Here is a 15,708-nt window from a genome sequence, read left to right as displayed (position 1 = left end):
CGGCGGGTTGAGGGGGCGGGGGGCGGCCGGCTACGGGCCGGTCCGCCGCCGCTCTGCCGCCAGATCCTCGAACGTATCCAGGTGGCGGTTCAGCAGCGCCATGTTCTTCCGGTTGGCCTTGAAAGCCACGTCGAACACGGTGCCGACCACCGGGATCGAGCCCACGGCCCAGTCCACCCCGACGTTCCAGAGCATGCGCGCGATGGTCGGCGTCGGCACGCCCATGCGCCGCGCCTGCCAGACGATGTAGGCGGAGACGACGCCCGTCAGCGAATCGCCCACGACGGGCACGATGCTGGCGACGCCGTCCAGGCCGAAGCGGATGCCCGTCCCCGGGATGGTCCAGCGCGAATCGAGCAGGTGGGAGAGGTCGCGCAGATGCGCGATGACCGCGGGATCGACGGGCTGCGGATGGTGGCGGGACATCGGGGGTCGGGCGGGCCGGTCAGCGGACGGTGACGATCACCCAGATCGCATGGATGATGCCCGGAATATAGCCCAGGATCGTGAGCAGGATGTTGATCCAGAAATGCAGCCCGATGCCGACCTGGAGGAACACCCCCAGCGGCGGCAGCAGGATGGCCAGCACGATGCGCAGGACGTCCATGTCTCCCCTCTGTCTCGGTTTCTGATGCGGGACCCGTGGCCGGGGCCGGCCGGTGCGCGGCCTGCTGCCGTTAACCCTTCCGGCGGCCGTTCGTTCCGAGCTGCCCGTCAGCGTCCGGTTCTTCAGCGACCGGCCCGTCAGCGGTCGGGAGGGGGCGGGGGCTTGCGCGGCGGCGTCCGGCTCAGCGAGCGCTCCAGCGTCGCGCCGCCCCGACCCAGCCGGGGCGGCGGATAGCCGGTGCCGGGCAGGGGCTCCGGCCGCAGGGTGGAGTCCAGTTGCCTGTCCGTCGGGGCCAGGGGTGGCAACGGTCGCGCCGTCTGTTCCTGGCGGTACAGGCTGCGGCGCAGCTCTTCCGTCTCCCGCCGCTCGATCGGGTCCAGCCGGCCCAGCGCGTCCAGCCGCTCCCGCTCGCGCAGCTCCGGACCGACCTGATTGCCGTAGCTCCGCGCCCGCTCCTGCTCCAGGACCGACGGTGCGGTCGACCGCCGTCCGGTGCTGGTGTCCGGCGGGTCCAGCAGCGGGTTCTGCGCCGCGGCCGGCAGGGCGGCCGTCAGGGCAGCGGTCAGGGTCGCCAGGGCCGTCAGAACGGCGGTGAAGGGACGGGCGGGCTGCATTCCCCTCAGATGGCGCACGGCCCGGGCCTGGGCAACGGCATGCCGGCAGATACTGCCTAAAGGTTTATCCGTCTGCGAAAAATACTTGCAATGAGAGCGCTCTCATTACTATAATTGGCCAATCGAATACTTGTATTCATTTTGTGCGCCGGGGCTCCCCTGGCGCCGCCGCGGCCGTGCGCCCGGACGTTCCCAGCCCGTAACCCTTGCGACAGGAGGTCCTCATGCCGTCCTCACCCACCCCCATGCCCGCGCCGCGTGCCAAGCGCCGCCGCGGCATCCGCAGTCTTCCGGCCGCGCTGCTGGCCGGTGCCTGCCTGCTTCTGCCGGACCCGGCGCGGGCGGCGTTGACCTGCACGGCCGTGCAGCAGTCCGTCGATGGCGACTTCAATTTCCAGAAGCAGGGGGTGCTGAAGGACAAGAACGGCAAGACGTACAAGGCGTTCAGCACGGCCATAGACGCAAGCGTGCAGTCGAACTGTTCGGGCGACTGGACGAATCCTACGGACAACTGGCTCTATGGAGAGGATAATTTCCTCTACAAGAACAATCCGCTGAAATACACCTACAAGGAAGCGCAGCAGGCCGCCGCGGTGCGGACGCAGACGCAGCCCAGGCGCTACCAGTGCGTCGATAACGGGAACACGGTCGGCTACTACGCCTATTCCCGCAGCGGCAGCACGGTTGAGCTGGATTTCCTCTGTACCGTTCCGGCCTATCAGGGCCGTGGCTACGGGCTGGCGATGATCAACGACGCCATCGGGAACAACGTCGATCCGAACAGCGAGACGCCGAACTTCACCCTGAGCATCCTCGCCCACAATGCGGCCATCAGCTTCTACAACGGCCTGACCCTGAGCTGTTCGGAGGAGATGATGGAGGATGTGCAGGCCAACATCTACACGCGCCTGATCGCCGTGACCAAGGGGGTCGGCAACGCCCCCCCGACCTATACGACGATCGACCGCAAGGCCCGCTGCGTCGATCTCCTCCAGACCTCGACCACGCCGGAGTACAAGGGTCGGATCGACTATGCGGCGTCCTGCACCGGCCTCGCCGACTATCAGGCCGCGGCGGAGGGGGCGCAGGAACTGTCCGAAATCTTCGGCGAACCGGTCTTCACCAACGCCAGCCCCTGTCCGGGGGAGCCCTACCTCTACGGCTTCGGGGACGTGGCGACGGCGATCAAGGCCGCGGTTAAGGAGTATGGCGGGCAGTGACGGCCGGCGCTCACGCCAGCCGCAGCAGGGCCGACACGGCGCCATAGAGCATCAGCGCCAGCGTCGCCAGGTAGAAGACCTTCACCCCGCGGTCCAGCCTGTCTTCCCGCGGCCGGCGGCGGTCGTCGCGCTTGTCGTCGGTCATGCCCTCATCCGTCCTGTCGCTGCTCCCTCCCCGGGGGCGCTCGGACCGCGGCTTGGCGGCCGCGGTCCGGCCCCTGTATAGGTAACGTCGGTAACGCCCGACCGGGCGCCGGTGCCGCGTCGCCCAGGGAAGCGCCCCGATGCTCCAGATCACCCCCTTCATCGCCCTCGACGAGGCCGAGTTGCAGGAGAGCTTCCTGCGCGCCGGCGGTCCCGGCGGCCAGAACGTCAACAAGGTGGAGACGGCGGTTCAGCTCCGCTTCGACGTGGCCGCCTCGCCCTCGCTGCCGGAGTGGGTGAAGGCGAAGCTGCGCACGCTCGCGGGCCGGCGCATGACGGACGAGGGCGTGCTCATCATCACGGCGCAGAAATACCGCAGCCAGGAGCGCAACCGCGAGGACGCCCGCGCCCGGCTGGTGGAACTGATCGCCAAGGCGACCGAGCGCCAGCCCATCCGCCGCCCGACCCGCCCCACCCGGTCCAGCCAGATGGAGCGGATGCAGAAGAAGTCCGTCCGCGGGCAGGTCAAGAAGCTGCGCGGCCGGGTCGATCCCGACTGACGGGCGCCGTGCCGCTTGTGTGGTCCACTCGTTGCCAGTAGTTACGGCGGCACGAGCCGACTGCCGCGGCCGAATAGGGCCTTCCTTCCCCGTGACCCATTCCGACGTCCTCATCATCGGGGCCGGCGCCGCCGGGCTCTATGCCGCCATCTTCGCCGGCCGCCGCGGCCGGCGGGTGCTGGTGCTCGACCATGCCGACGCGGCGGGGAAGAAGATCCTCATCTCCGGCGGCGGACGCTGCAACTTCACGAACCTGGAGGCGGAGCCGCGCCGCTATCTCTCCGCCAACCCGCACTTCGCCATCTCGGCGCTGAAGCGGCACACGCCGCACGACTTCCTGGCGCTGGTGGAGCGGCACGGCATCCCCTGGCACGAGAAGAAGCTGGGCCAGCTCTTCTGCGACCGCTCTGCGGCGGACATCGTCACCATGCTGCTGGCCGAGGCGGCGGACGCGGGCGTGACGATCCGGCTGGGCTGCCGGGTGGAGGCGGTGTCCCGGCCGGACGGCAATGGCGGCGACAGCAGCCGCGGCTTCGCGGTGGAGACGGGCCACGGCCGTTTCACGGCGGACAGTCTGGTGCTCGCCACCGGCGGCCTCTCCATCCCGAAGATGGGGGCGACCGACTTCGCCCACCGCGTCGCCCGCCAGTTCGGGCTGCCGCTGGTGGCGCCGCGGCCGGGGCTGGTGCCCTTCACCTTCGCGCCCGACGATCTGGCCCGCACGCAGGACCTGTCCGGCATCGCGCTGGACGGCGCCGTCACCTGCAACGGGGCGCGCTTCCGCGAGGCGCTGCTGCTGACCCACCGCGGCCTCTCCGGCCCCTCCATCCTCCAGGTCTCCAGCTACTGGCGGGAGGGCGACCCGGTGCTGATCGACCTGTCGCCGGACCGCGACCTGCTGGCCCATCTCAAGGAGCTGAAGCGCGGCCGCCCCCGGGCCGAGCTGAAGACCGTGCTGGCGGAGCTGCTGCCCCGCCGCTTCGCCGAGCGGCTGCTGGAGGCGGAACTGCCCGCCCTGGGCGTCACGGGGCGCCCGATGGCGCAGATGCCCGACCGCGAGCTGGCGGCCCTGGCCGGCTTCCTGCACGCCTGGACGGTGCGGCCGGCGGGGACGGAGGGCTACCGCACGGCGGAGGTGACGGTGGGCGGGATCGACACGGCGGCGCTCTCCTCCCGCACCCTGGAGGCGAAGGCGGTGCCCGGCCTCTACGCCATCGGGGAGGCGGTGGACGTCACCGGCTGGCTGGGCGGCTACAATTTCCAGTGGGCCTGGAGCAGCGGCCACGCCTGCGGCATGGCGGCGTAAAGGGGGGCGGCGTAAAGGGGGGCGGCGTAAAGAGGGGGCGGCAGAGAGGGGCGGTCAGTCCGCCCCGTCCCGCGCGGCTTCCGTCGGACCCACCCCCGTCCGGCCCGCCCACGCCCGGAACGGATAGGCGAGCTGGCCCAGGAACCCCGCCGGCACCGGGTCGTCGCAGCCGATCCCGGCCGGCGGCCGCCGGGCGGGCAGGTAGCGGGTGCCGAACACCACGTCCCAGACGATCAGGTTCTCGCCATAGTTCCGGTTGCCCTCCACCGGGTCGCGGCTGTGGTGCCAGCGGTGCAGCTCCGGCGTGCTGAACACCCAGTTCAGCGGGCCGCAGCGCATGTCCACATTGCAGTGGGTCATGAAGCCGACATAGGTGGTGATCGCCAGCACCCAGAGGATCACGTCCTTCGGCGCCCCCACGGCCAGCGCCAGCACCAGGGCGAAGGAGGTCTTCCAGAGGGAGTCCAGGAAGTGGAAGCGCCCGGTGTTGACGACCCAGAGCCGGGTGACGCTGTGGTGGATGGCATGCCAGCGCCACGCCGCCGGCCATTCATGCGCCAGCCGGTGCGCCCAGTAGAGCCCGAACTCCGCCACCAGCAGGCCCAGCGCCACCTGTGCCGCCAGCGGCCAGCCGCCCGGCCAGAGGCCACCGGCCTCGACCGGCCCGGCCTCCGCCACCCCGGCCAGCGCGGCAGAGGCGGCGATGGCCTGTCCGATCCCCTTGTTCAGGGCGGTGTGGCCGATGTCGTTGAAGATCTGCCCGTCCGGCCGGGTCCAGCCGCGCTCGAAGGGCATCACCCGCTCCAGCACCAGCAGCACCGCGGCCAGTCCGAAATAGGTCAGGTTGAAGGCCAGGACGGGCCGGCCCGCGGCCCAGCCGATGCCATAGCCGACGATGCAGGCGGCCAGCAGCAGGGGCCACAGCAGGGCAGCGAGAAGATGGCGCATGGAACATCCCTTCGCTTAAATCGCGTTAGGTTATCGCCCGCGCCCCCACCTTCGCGCAAGCGCCGGGGGCGCACTGACCGTCCGGAGAATAGGCGTCGATCATGAACAAGCTGCGCATCGGTCTCGCCCTCGGCAGCGGGGCCGCCCGTGGGTGGGCCCATATCGGCGTGCTGCGCGCGCTGGAGGAACAGGGGCTGCGGCCCGATCTGATCTGCGGCACCTCCGTCGGTGCGCTGGTCGGTGGCGCCTGGCTGACCGACCAGCTCGACGATCTCCAGCACTGGGCCGAGGGCATGGGGATGATCGAGCTGCTGAAGCTGATCGACATCACCTTTTCCCGCGGCGGCCTCGTGGCCGTGGAGAAGGCGTTCGAACGCTTCCGCAACGAGAAGACGGACATCGCCATCGAGACGCTGCCGATCCCCTTCGCCACGGTGGCGACGGACATCGCCACCGGCCGCGAGATCTGGCTGCGCGAGGGGCACCTGCTGGACGTCGTGCGGGCGTCGGCCGCCATGCCCGGCCTGTTTCCGGCGGTGGAGCATGACGGACAGTGGCTGGTGGACGGGGCGCTGGTCAACCCGGTTCCCGTCTCCGTCTGCCGCGCCCTGGGGGCGGACGTGGTGATCGCCGTGAACCTGAACGGCGACCTTTCCACCCTGCCGCGGCTGGCGGCGGCCGCGTCCCCCGGACCCGCCGATCCCGGCGCCGTCCTGGCCGAGACGGTGCCGCCCGACCCCGCCCCGCCGCTGGTCAAGACCACCGTGCCGCGGCTGGGGGAGGGGCCGTTCGCCCAGATGCTGGGACGGCTGACCGCCACGGTGGGGGAGCGCACCCGCAGCCTTGCCCAGCAGGTCCTGGGGGAGAAGCAGCCGATGCCGAACGTATTGGAGATCCTGGCCGGCTCCATCGACATCATGCAGGACCGCATCACCCGCTCCCGCCTTGCGGGCGAGCCGCCGGACGTGCTGATCCAGCCCCGGCTGGGTCATATCGGCATCCTGGACTTCGACCGGGCGGAGGAGCTGATCGCCATCGGCCATGCCGCGGCGGTGGCGATGCGGCCGGCCATCGACTTCGCCGTGCGGCGGGGCTGACGCCAGCCTCGCCGCTTCTCCGCCGCTGTGACCGGCCCGTCTCTCAGCCGGCCGGGTCCAGCAGCATCCAGGTCAGTTCGTGCTTGTTGTGCGACAGGTGCAGCAGCCGCGATCCCCGGATCGCGGCGAAGGCGCGGGCGGTGGCGTGGTCCGTCTCGCCCTGGAACTTCAGGGTGCAGACGAAGTTGCGCACCAGCCCCGTCTCCCGCCAGCCCTCCACCAGCCGCAGCAGGCGCGTGGGGTAGCAGATCACGTCGCTGCACAGCCAGTCCAGCGGTCCCACCTCCGCCGGCTTCAGGCCGAAGGCGCTCTCCTGCCGGACCTCGACGCCGGGCAGTCCGGCGATGGCGGGATCGAGCGGCGCCTTGTCCACGGCCAGCACCCGCGCGCCCAGGGAGTGCAGCACCCAGGTCCAGCCGCCGGGGCTGGCGCCCAGGTCCAGGCAGAGCTGCCCCGGTCCGGGATAGCGGCCGGCCAGGGTGAAGGCTTCCCACAGCTTCAGATAGGCCCGGTTCGGCGGCGCCGTGCGGTTCTCCTCGAACACCACCTCGCCATTGCGGAACGGGCTGGAGCAGCGGGCGGCGGCCAGGATCGTCGTCTCGTCCAGCAGGGTCCAGGAGCCGAGCGGCGCCGTCGGCGCCGGGTCGGGGAAGGCCAGTGGCCTGGCCGAGACGTGCGGCAGGTTCTCCTGGATGAGCTGCGTCCGCCGGTGGTGCGCCGCGGCGTAGGGTGCCCAGTTGCGCTGGATGGCGCGCAGCGCCTTCGCCCCCTGCTTGATCGAGGCGATCGGGATGCGCACCGGGTCGTACCAGATGTTCTGCGCCCAGGCGGCGGGGCGCGGCGGCCCCTCGACCAGCACCAGCCGGCCGTGGACGGACCGCACGGGCCCCAGCTCCTCCAGCAGCGGGTCGAGATGGTCTTCGGCCGCAAGATAGGCGGTAAGCCCGGTCGGTTCACCGACCGGGACGGCAGCAGACGGGTCCGGATGGGTCACGGGGCACGCGCGGGCGGGACGGGGGAACGCGGGGAAGGGGAACTCGGGGGAGACTTCAGGGCTGCATGTCGGCCGAGGCGATGACCGCCTGGGTCCGGTTGCGCACGCCCAGCGACCGCATCACGGCGGTGACATGGATCTTCACCGTCCCCTCCGACAGGCCCAGCTCATAGGCGATCTGCTTGTTCGACTTGCCCTCGCGCAGGCAGCGCAACACGTCCCGCTGGCGCTGCGTCAGGGCCGGCATCCCCGGACCGGAGGCATGGCCGCCGCCCGGTCCGGCGGACCCGCTGGACTGTGCCTCGCCCTGGATCGCCGCCGGGGGCACGTAGATGCCGCCGGAGAAGACCAGATTGAGCGCGCTCAGCATGATCTTCACGCTGGAGGATTTCGGGATGTAGCCGGAGGCGCCGGCGTCCAGCGCCGCGCGCACGTCCGACTGGCTTTCCGAGGCGGAGACGATCACGACCGGCGTCCCCGCCTGAATCTCGCAGATCTGCTGGATGCCCGGAAAGCCCGGCCAGGACGGCATCTGGAGGTCCATCAGGATCAGGTCGAAATCCTGATCGCCCTGGCACAGCTCCATCACCTCGTCGAATGTGCCCGCCTCGAAGAATTTCGCATCAGCGTCGAGCTGGGTCAGCAGGCGGCACAGGCCCTCGCGGAATAGAAGATGGTCGTCGCCAATCAGAATGTTCATGTCAAATCCTGCTGAGCGTGCTTCCGGCCGCGCGCCGAGGGCAGTCCGGGACTACATCCCTGATTGAATCCGCCGATTCGTCGTCGGCGGTGGACGCGAGTTCCCGATGGCGACAACGGCCTACTAGTACAAAAGTTCGCCCCACCTGTCATCAGGCTTCGGCGCTGTCCATCCGACCCTCCGCTTCTCGTTCTAGACCGAAACGGGCACGGTGCGGGCAACCATTTCGTAGCGGCGCCCCTAGCCGTCCGGGCTAGGCTAACCCTCCAATACCGCGATCGAGAAGCCATGACCGGGCAGGGCCAGATGGCGGGCGTCGCCGGCGACCGCACCGGGGGCTCCGGCCTGCGCCACGATCACCGGCGCGGCATCGCCGGCCGGCTCCCAGACCGCGGGGGCGCGGCCCAGGTTGAACAGGCAGAGCAGGGGCGGCGCGCCCGCCACCTCCCGCACGAAGGCCAGGATCGGCTCCGGCGCGTCCAGGAAGCGGATCGTGCCTCCGGTCAGGGCCCGCTGTCCCTTGCGCCAGCGCAGGAAGGCGCGGGTGAAGGCCAGCACGCTGTCCGGGTCGCCCTCCTGGGCGGCGACGGACAGCGGCAGGTGCGCGGGCGCGACCGGCAGCCAGGGCTCGACCCCCGGGGCCGTGAAGCCGGCCGTCGGCGCCTCCGCCGTCCAGGGCATCGGGGTGCGGCAGCCGTCGCGGCCCTTGAACTCCGGCCAGAAGGTGCGGCCGTAGGGGTCCTGGAGCCGCTCGTAGGGCACGTCCGCCTCCGGCAGTCCCAGTTCCTCGCCCTGGAACAGGAAGACCGTGCCGCGCAGGCAGCCCAGCAGCGCCACGAGCTGGCGGGCGAAGGCGGCGTCGCGCTCCGGCCCGCCCCAGCGGGTCACCGGGCGCATGACGTCGTGGTTGCCGAAGGCCCAGGCCGGCCAGCCGCCGCCCGGCTGGCTCTCGAACGCCTCCAGATGGCCGCGCAGGCTGCCGGCATCGAACGGGCAGCTCAAGAGCGAGAAGCCGTAGGCCGTGTGCAGCCTGTCCACGCCCGCGACATAGCGGGCGCAGGTGCCGACGCTGTCGTCGTCCGACACCTCGGCCACGGTGAAGGTGCCGGGATATTCGTCCATCAGGCGGCGGAGCCGGCGTAGCACCTCCAGCGTCTCCGGCTGGGTCTTGTCGTAGAGGTGCGCCTGCATGCCGTAGGGGTTGCGCTCCGGCACGCCGTCCGTGGCCCGGGCCGTGCGCGGCGGATTGTCCCGCAGCAGGCGGTCGTGGGTGTAGAAGTTCGCCACGTCCAGCCGGAAGCCGTCCACGCCGCGCTCCAGCCAGAAGCGGCATTCGTCCATCACCGCCTCCACCACCTCCGGATTGTGCAGGTTCAGGTCGGGCTGGCTGGTCAGGAAGTTGTGCAGGTAGTACTGGGCGCGGCGCGGGTCCCAGGTCCAGGCCGACCCGCCGAAGACGGACAGCCAGTTGTTCGGCGGCGTGCCGTCCGGCTTCGGATCGGCCCAGACATACCAGTCGGCCTTCGGGTTGGTCCGGTCCCGCCGGCTTTCCACGAACCAGGCGTGCCGGTCGGAGCTGTGGCTCAGCACCATGTCGATCACGACCTTCAGCCCCCGCCCGTGCGCGGCGGCCAGCAGACGGTCGAAATCCTCCAGCGTGCCGAACATCGGATCGACCGCCCGGTAGTCGGCCACGTCGTAGCCGAAATCGTCCATGGGCGACCTGAAGAAGGGGCAGATCCAGATGCCGTCCACGCCCAGCGAGGCGACATGGTCCAGCCGGCGGGTGATGCCCTCCAGGTCGCCGATGCCGTCGCCGTCGGTGTCCAGGAAGCTGCGCGGATAGATCTGGTACAGCACCGCGCCGCGCCACCACTCCGCCTGCGCGCTGCCCGCCCGCCCGGTTATCGCCCGCCCGGTTTCCGCCTTGCCGCTGCCGTCCATCGGTCCGCTCCGCTTTTCAGGGTCTGTCGCCCGGGCCGGCCGTCCGCCGCCCGCAGGGTGCGTAACGCCACCTGTCCTAACAGAGTGCCGCCGCCCGCGCATCCATCGCCCGCATCCGGCTGCGACCGTCCTGCCGCCACGACCGGCCTTCTGGACCCCCGGCATCCGTGGCACCATCTGTCAGGAAACGAGCAACCAGCACGGGGACCCCATGGCGGACCGCACGTTGCCGACCGGGACGGAGGATGCCGGGACCGACACCCGGAGGCAGGTCGACGCCTTCCTGCGCAAGGTGGCGACGCTCTCGCCGCGGCCGGCGCCGGGCCGGCGGGGCCGGCTGGTCTTCGCCCTGGACGCCACCGCCAGCCGGCAGCGGACCTGGGATCGCGCCATGCACATCCAGGCGGAGATGTTCGGTGCCGCCGCCGGGCTGGGCGGGCTGGCGGTGCAGCTCGTCTTCTATCGCGGCTTCGGGGAGTGCAAGGCCGGCCCCTGGGTGACCGAGGCGCCGGAGATGCTGCGGCGGATGACCGCCGTCACCTGCCAGGGCGGCCAGACCCAGATCGGCAAGGTCCTGTCCCATGCGCTCCGGCAGACCCAGGCGGAGAAGGTGGCGGCCCTGGTCTTCGTCGGCGACGTCTGCGAGGAGGACCCCGACGGGCTCTGCCACCGGGCGGGGGAGCTGGGGCTGCTCGGGGTGCCGGTCTTCATGTTCCAGGAGGGCGGGGACATCGCCGCCCGCAGCGTCTTCCAGCAGATCGCCCGGCTTTCGGGCGGGGCCTGGTGCCCGTTCGACGCGGGCAGCGCGCAGCAGCTCAAGGACCTGCTCCAGGCGGTCGCGGTGTTCGCCGCCGGTGGCCGCCCCGCGCTGCGGGACTGGAGCCGCGGCCGCTCGGAGTCCGTGCTGCGGCTGACGCACCAGCTCGGCAAGGATTGAGATGGCGTATCTTCTGCTCGGCACCGGCCTTCTCCTCGGCCTCTATCTCCTGGTCCGCGGCCTCGCCACGGCCGACCCGCACCGGCTCGCCGTGGCGTTGCGCTGGGCGGCCGTGGCGGTGGGTGTCGTGGTCGTCGTGCTGCTGCTGGTCAGCGGCCGCATCGTCCAGGTGCTCTACGCCCTGCCGCTGCTCCTGCCCTTCTTCCTGCGCTGGCGGACTCTGCTGGCACGGGCGAAGGCCGCGCTGGGGCCGACGCCGGGCCAGTCCAGCACGATCGAGACCGCCGCGCTGCGCATGTGGCTCGACCATGACAGCGGGCAGATGGACGGGGAGGTCCGGGCGGGCGCCGCCGCCGGGCGCACCCTGTCGCAGATGTCGCAGGCCGAGCTGTCGGACCTGCTGGAGGAGCTGCGCACCCTCGATCCCCCGTCCGTGCCGCTGCTGGAAGCCTATCTGGACCGCGCCCATCCGGACTGGCGCGGCGACACAGACGGGGCGGAGTCGGCCGGGGAGGACGCGGCCGGTGCAGGGCAGGGGGGCGCAGGGCAGGGGGGCGCGGGCGCTGCCCGCGGCGGCTCCGGCGGCATGACGCGGGCCGAGGCGTGGCAGATCCTGGGGCTGGAGCCGGGGGCGGACGAGGCCGCCGTGAAGGAGGCGCACCGCCGCCTCATGCTGAAGAACCACCCCGACCAGGGGGGCTCCACCTACATCGCTGCCAAGATCAACCAGGCGAAGGACATCCTTCTGGGCAGGGCGCGGGCCGGTTCCTAGACTTCCGTTCCGATCCTCCCGCGATCCGGCTCAGTTGCCAGTGTGTTTAGGGCTGTGGCACAAGAAGGGCGGCCGGACGGTCCGCCCGTGCCCCGCTCTGCGAGTTCCCCAACCTCATGTTTCCGCCACGGAAATACCAGGGATCGTGATGTCCAGACCTGTGCGCAAGGCCGTCTTCCCGGTCGCGGGCCTCGGGACCCGCTTCCTTCCCGCGACCAAGGCCATCCCCAAGGAGATGCTGCCGCTCGCGGACAAGCCTCTGATCCAGCATGCGGTGGACGAGGCGAAGGCGGCCGGGATCGAGATGTTCTGCTTCGTCACCAGCCGCGGCAAGAGCCCGCTGGAGGACCATTTCGACCTCAACTTCGAGCTGAACGAGACGCTGCGCAGCCGGGGCAAGACCGACCTGCTGAAGATCGTCGAGGACATCCAGATCGAGTCCGGCAACCTGTCCTACGTGCGTCAGGCGCAGCCGCTGGGCCTGGGCCACGCCGTCTGGTGCGCGCGCGAGTTCATCGGCAACGAGCCGTTCGCCGTGCTGCTGCCCGACGAGCAGGTGCTGGGGGAGCGTCCCTGCCTCGTGCAGATGATGGACGCCTACCGGGAGGTCGGCGGCAACCTGCTGTCCGTCTTCGAGGTCCCGCGCGAGCAGACGAACAAGTACGGCATCCTGGACGTGGACGGCGACGCCTCGGGCCGCACCATCAAGGTGAAGGGCCTCGTGGAGAAGCCGGACCCGTCGGTGGCGCCGTCCAACCTCTCGATCCAGGGGCGCTACATCCTCCAGCCGGAGATCTTCGACCACCTGTCGCGCTTCGAGAAGGGCGCGGGCGGGGAGATCCAGCTCACCGACGCGATGGCCCGGCTGATCGGCCGCCAGCCCTTCCACGGCTTCCGCTTCGAGGGCCGGCGCTTCGACTGCGGCGACAAGCTGGGCTTCGTGCTCGCCAACGTGGCCTATGCGCTGGAGCGGCCGGACATGGCCGCGAAGGTCCGCGCCGCCCTGAAGGAGATGCTGTGACGGGTCCCGTCGCCCCGGCCCCGGACCGGGGCCGGAGCGTCCGGTCCGGGTTCAGGCGATAAGGAGTCCCCATGCGCATTGCCATGATCGGGACGGGCTATGTCGGCCTCGTCTCCGGCGCGTGTTTCTCGGAGTTCGGCGTCGATACCGTCTGCGTCGACAAGGACCAGTCCAAGATCGAGCGCCTGAAGCGCGGCGAGATCCCGATCTACGAGCCCGGGCTCGACGATCTGGTGGCGAAGAACGCCAGGGCCGGCCGGCTCTCCTTCACCACCGACCTCGCCGAGGGCGTGCGCGGCGCGGATGCCGTGTTCATCGCCGTCGGCACCCCCTCGCGCCGCGGCGACGGCCATGCCGACCTGTCCTATGTCTATGCCGCGGCGGAGGAGATCGCCCGCGCGCTGGACCCGGACAGCTACACCGTCATCGTCACGAAATCGACCGTGCCCGTCGGCACCGGGCGGGAGGTGGCGCGGATCGTCCGCCGCACCCGGCCGGAGGCGGACTTCGACGTCTGCTCCAACCCCGAGTTCCTGCGCGAAGGTTCCGCCATCGGCGACTTCCTGCGCCCCGACCGGGTGGTGATCGGTACCGACAGCGACCGGGCGCGGGCGGTGATGCGCGGGCTCTACCGGCCGCTCTACCTGATCGAGACGCCGATCGTCATGACCAGCCTGGAGACGGCGGAGCTGATCAAGTACGCGGCGAACACCTTCCTCGCCACCAAGATCACCTTCATCAACGAGATCGCCGACCTCTGTGAGCGCGTCGGCGCGGATGTCCACGATGTCGCCAAGGGCATCGGGCTGGACGGCCGCATCGGCAGGAAGTTCCTGCACCCCGGCCCCGGCTACGGCGGCTCCTGCTTCCCCAAGGACACGCTGGCCCTGGTCCGCACCGCCGCCGATGCCGGGTCGCCCCTGCGCATCGTCGAGACGGTGGTGGATGTCAACGACCGGCGCAAGAAGGCCATGGCAGACCGCGTCATCGCCGCCTGCGGCGGCTCCGTCGAGGGGCGGCGGATCGGCGTGCTGGGCGTGACCTTCAAGCCCAACACCGACGACATGCGCGACGCGCCCTCGCTGGACATCATCCCGGCCTTGCAGGCCGCCGGGGCCGCGGTCCATGCCTTCGATCCCGCCGGCATGCATGAGGCGGCGCGGATGCTGCCCGACGTGGTCTGGTGCCCGGACGCCTACGCCGCCCTGGACGGGGCGGACTGCGCCGTCATCATCACCGAATGGAACGAGTTCCGCGCGCTCGACCTGCGCCGCGTGCGCGAGGTGATGAAGGCGCCCGTGGTGGTCGATCTGCGCAACGTCTACACGGCCGAGGACATGGAAATGGCCGGTTTCGACTACCATTCCATCGGCCGTCCCTCCCTTCTCAAGAAGCCCGCCCGCGAGCAGGCGTGATCTGAACAGGTGCCGACATGAGTCTTGCCTATCAGTTCCATCCCACCGTCCTGCGCGAATACGACATCCGCGGGGTCATCGGCAAAACCCTCGGGCCCGACGATGCCCGCGCCATCGGCCGCGCCTTCGGCAGCATGGTCGTCCGCAGCGGCGGCAAGCGCATCGCCGTCGGCTATGACGGGCGCCTCTCCTCGCCGGGGCTGGAAGCGGCTCTGGTCGAAGGGCTGACCTCCACCGGTCTGCACGTCGTCCGCATCGGCCTCGGCCCGACGCCGATGCTCTACTTCGCCACCCGGCACCTGCCGGCCGACGCCGGCATCATGATCACCGGCTCGCACAACCCGCCGGACTACAACGGCTTCAAGATGATGCTGGGCAAGGCCCCGGTCTTCGGCGAGACGATCCTGGAGATCGGCAAGGTCGCCGCCGCCGGTGACTTCGTGACCGGCGAGGGCAGCGCCGAGACGGTGGACATCCGCGATGTCTATGTGGACCGGCTGGTCCAGGACTATGACGGCACGACGCCGCTCAAGATCGTCTGGGACGCCGGCAACGGCGCCACCGGCGACATCCTGCGCCGGCTGGTGAAGAAGCTGCCGGGCGAGCACGTCACCCTCTACGACGACATCGACGGCACCTTCCCGAACCACCATCCGGACCCGACGGTGCCGGAGAACCTGGAAGACATCATCGAGCGCCTGCACGCCGAGAAGGCGGCGATCGGCATCGCCTTCGACGGCGACGGCGACCGCATCGGCGCCATCGACGAGAAGGGCCGCATCGTCTGGGGCGACCAGCTCATCGCCATCTATGCCGCCGACGTGCTGAAGACGCATCCCGGCGCCACCATCATCGCCGACGTCAAGGCCAGCCAGACGCTGTTCGACGAGATCGCCCGCCTGGGCGGCCATCCGTTGATGTGGAAGACCGGCCACTCGCTGCTGAAGGCGAAGATGGCCGAGACGGGCAGCCCGCTGGCGGGCGAGATGTCCGGCCACATCTTCTTCGCGGACAAGTACTACGGCTTCGACGACGCGCTCTACTGCGCCGTCCGCCTGATCGGGCTGGTCAGCCGCACGGGTCCGCTCTCGGCCCTGCGCGACCGGCTGCCGCCGGTGCTGAACACGCCGGAGGTCCGCTTCCAGGTGGATGAGGAGCGCAAGTTCGCCTCCGTCCGCGAGATCCAGGAGCGGGTGCGCGCCTCCGGCGCCCAGGTCAACGACATCGACGGCGTGCGCGTGACGACGCCGGACGGTTGGTGGCTGCTGCGCGCCTCCAACACCCAGGACGTGCTGGTCGCCCGCGCCGAGGCGTACAGCGCCGAGGGGCTGGAGCGGCTGAAGGCGTCGATCCGGGAGCAGCTCAAGCTCAGCGGCATCGCGGCGCCGGAGGGGTTCTGACCCCTCCGCACCCGGCCGGGTGACGTTCT

General features: G+C 70.6%; 17 protein-coding genes. 9 read left to right on the top strand and 8 right to left on the bottom strand.

From position 1 onward, the window contains the following. Nucleotides 1–30: 30 nt before the first annotated feature. From ACFQPS_RS08590 to ACFQPS_RS08580, 3 genes are all read right to left on the bottom strand, one after another. Nucleotides 31–426, bottom strand: coding sequence for a DUF4112 domain-containing protein (locus ACFQPS_RS08590; protein WP_377358152.1), 396 nt, complete (start codon nt 424–426; stop codon nt 31–33). A gap of 19 nt (nt 427–445) precedes the next feature. After that, complete coding sequence (locus tag ACFQPS_RS08585) at nt 446–607, bottom strand: YqaE/Pmp3 family membrane protein (RefSeq protein WP_377358150.1); 162 nt, start codon at nt 605–607, stop codon at nt 446–448. A 137-nt stretch (nt 608–744) separates the two neighbouring features. Beyond that, a complete protein-coding gene (locus tag ACFQPS_RS08580; protein WP_377358148.1) occupies nt 745–1,221 on the bottom strand; it encodes a hypothetical protein in 477 nt (158 codons plus the stop codon). Between the two features lie 224 nt (nt 1,222–1,445). On the opposite strand from ACFQPS_RS08580, the gene ACFQPS_RS08575 reads away from it, so the two are divergent. Then, the gene (locus tag ACFQPS_RS08575) at nt 1,446–2,441 is read left to right on the top strand and encodes a GNAT family N-acetyltransferase (protein WP_377358147.1); all 996 of its coding nucleotides are present in this window, start codon (nt 1,446–1,448) and stop codon (nt 2,439–2,441) included. A gap of 10 nt (nt 2,442–2,451) precedes the next feature. On the opposite strand, the gene ACFQPS_RS08570 is transcribed toward ACFQPS_RS08575, so the two are convergent. After that, on the bottom strand, nt 2,452–2,586 hold the full coding sequence (locus ACFQPS_RS08570) for a hypothetical protein (RefSeq protein WP_377358145.1): 135 nt from the start codon (nt 2,584–2,586) through the stop codon (nt 2,452–2,454). A gap of 139 nt (nt 2,587–2,725) precedes the next feature. On the opposite strand from ACFQPS_RS08570, the gene arfB reads away from it, so the two are divergent. Together arfB and ACFQPS_RS08560 are read left to right on the top strand one after the other, a co-directional pair. Then, nucleotides 2,726–3,145, top strand: coding sequence for an alternative ribosome rescue aminoacyl-tRNA hydrolase ArfB (gene arfB, locus ACFQPS_RS08565; protein ID WP_377358143.1), 420 nt, complete (start codon nt 2,726–2,728; stop codon nt 3,143–3,145). Nucleotides 3,146–3,236: 91 nt separating this feature from the next. Further along, entirely contained in the window at nt 3,237–4,451 is a 1,215-nt protein-coding gene (locus ACFQPS_RS08560) for a BaiN/RdsA family NAD(P)/FAD-dependent oxidoreductase (protein WP_377358141.1), read from the top strand. 54 nt (nt 4,452–4,505) lie between these two features. Here ACFQPS_RS08560 and ACFQPS_RS08555 read toward each other — a convergent pair whose 3' ends face one another. Then, nucleotides 4,506–5,399 carry a sterol desaturase family protein gene (locus tag ACFQPS_RS08555; protein ID WP_377358139.1) on the bottom strand — a complete coding sequence of 298 codons (894 nt, stop codon included), beginning with the start codon at nt 5,397–5,399 and terminating at the stop codon, nt 4,506–4,508. Nucleotides 5,400–5,500: 101 nt separating this feature from the next. Between ACFQPS_RS08555 and ACFQPS_RS08550 the strand changes: the two genes are divergently transcribed. After that, nucleotides 5,501–6,496, top strand: coding sequence for a patatin-like phospholipase family protein (locus ACFQPS_RS08550; RefSeq protein ID WP_377358137.1), 996 nt, complete (start codon nt 5,501–5,503; stop codon nt 6,494–6,496). Between the two features lie 43 nt (nt 6,497–6,539). Here ACFQPS_RS08550 and ACFQPS_RS08545 read toward each other — a convergent pair whose 3' ends face one another. The 3 genes from ACFQPS_RS08545 to ACFQPS_RS08535 all read right to left on the bottom strand — a co-directional run bounded on the left by ACFQPS_RS08545 (nt 6,540) and on the right by ACFQPS_RS08535 (nt 10,134). After that, the gene (locus tag ACFQPS_RS08545; protein ID WP_377358135.1) at nt 6,540–7,490 is read right to left on the bottom strand and encodes an SAM-dependent methyltransferase; all 951 of its coding nucleotides are present in this window, start codon (nt 7,488–7,490) and stop codon (nt 6,540–6,542) included. A 55-nt stretch (nt 7,491–7,545) separates the two neighbouring features. Beyond that, nucleotides 7,546–8,190, bottom strand: coding sequence for a LuxR C-terminal-related transcriptional regulator (locus ACFQPS_RS08540; RefSeq protein WP_377358133.1), 645 nt, complete (start codon nt 8,188–8,190; stop codon nt 7,546–7,548). A gap of 258 nt (nt 8,191–8,448) precedes the next feature. Further along, nucleotides 8,449–10,134 (bottom strand): alpha-glucosidase, encoded by a 1,686-nt coding sequence (locus tag ACFQPS_RS08535; protein WP_377358132.1) that lies wholly within the window; start codon nt 10,132–10,134, stop codon nt 8,449–8,451. A 211-nt stretch (nt 10,135–10,345) separates the two neighbouring features. Here ACFQPS_RS08535 and ACFQPS_RS08530 point away from each other — a divergent pair, with 211 nt between their 5' ends. From ACFQPS_RS08530 to pgmG, 5 genes are all read left to right on the top strand, one after another. Then, nucleotides 10,346–11,071, top strand: coding sequence for a vWA domain-containing protein (locus ACFQPS_RS08530; protein ID WP_377358131.1), 726 nt, complete (start codon nt 10,346–10,348; stop codon nt 11,069–11,071). Between the two features lies 1 nt (nt 11,072). Then, nucleotides 11,073–11,843 carry a DnaJ domain-containing protein gene (locus ACFQPS_RS08525; protein WP_377358130.1) on the top strand — a complete coding sequence of 257 codons (771 nt, stop codon included), beginning with the start codon at nt 11,073–11,075 and terminating at the stop codon, nt 11,841–11,843. 148 nt (nt 11,844–11,991) lie between these two features. Further along, nucleotides 11,992–12,864 carry a UTP--glucose-1-phosphate uridylyltransferase GalU gene (gene galU / locus ACFQPS_RS08520; RefSeq protein WP_012566882.1) on the top strand — a complete coding sequence of 291 codons (873 nt, stop codon included), beginning with the start codon at nt 11,992–11,994 and terminating at the stop codon, nt 12,862–12,864. A 71-nt stretch (nt 12,865–12,935) separates the two neighbouring features. After that, nucleotides 12,936–14,279, top strand: coding sequence for a UDP-glucose dehydrogenase family protein (locus tag ACFQPS_RS08515; protein WP_377358129.1), 1,344 nt, complete (start codon nt 12,936–12,938; stop codon nt 14,277–14,279). Nucleotides 14,280–14,296: 17 nt separating this feature from the next. Further along, nucleotides 14,297–15,679, top strand: coding sequence for a phosphoglucomutase/phosphomannomutase PgmG (gene pgmG, locus ACFQPS_RS08510; RefSeq protein ID WP_377358127.1), 1,383 nt, complete (start codon nt 14,297–14,299; stop codon nt 15,677–15,679). Nucleotides 15,680–15,708 lie beyond the last annotated feature (29 nt).

The sequence above is a fragment of the Rhodocista pekingensis genome (assembly GCF_042665545.1).
Lineage (GTDB): Bacteria > Pseudomonadota > Alphaproteobacteria > Azospirillales > Azospirillaceae > Rhodocista > Rhodocista pekingensis.
Note: the sequence above shows the minus strand (reverse complement) of the source record. Positions and strands in the feature narration are given on the sequence as shown.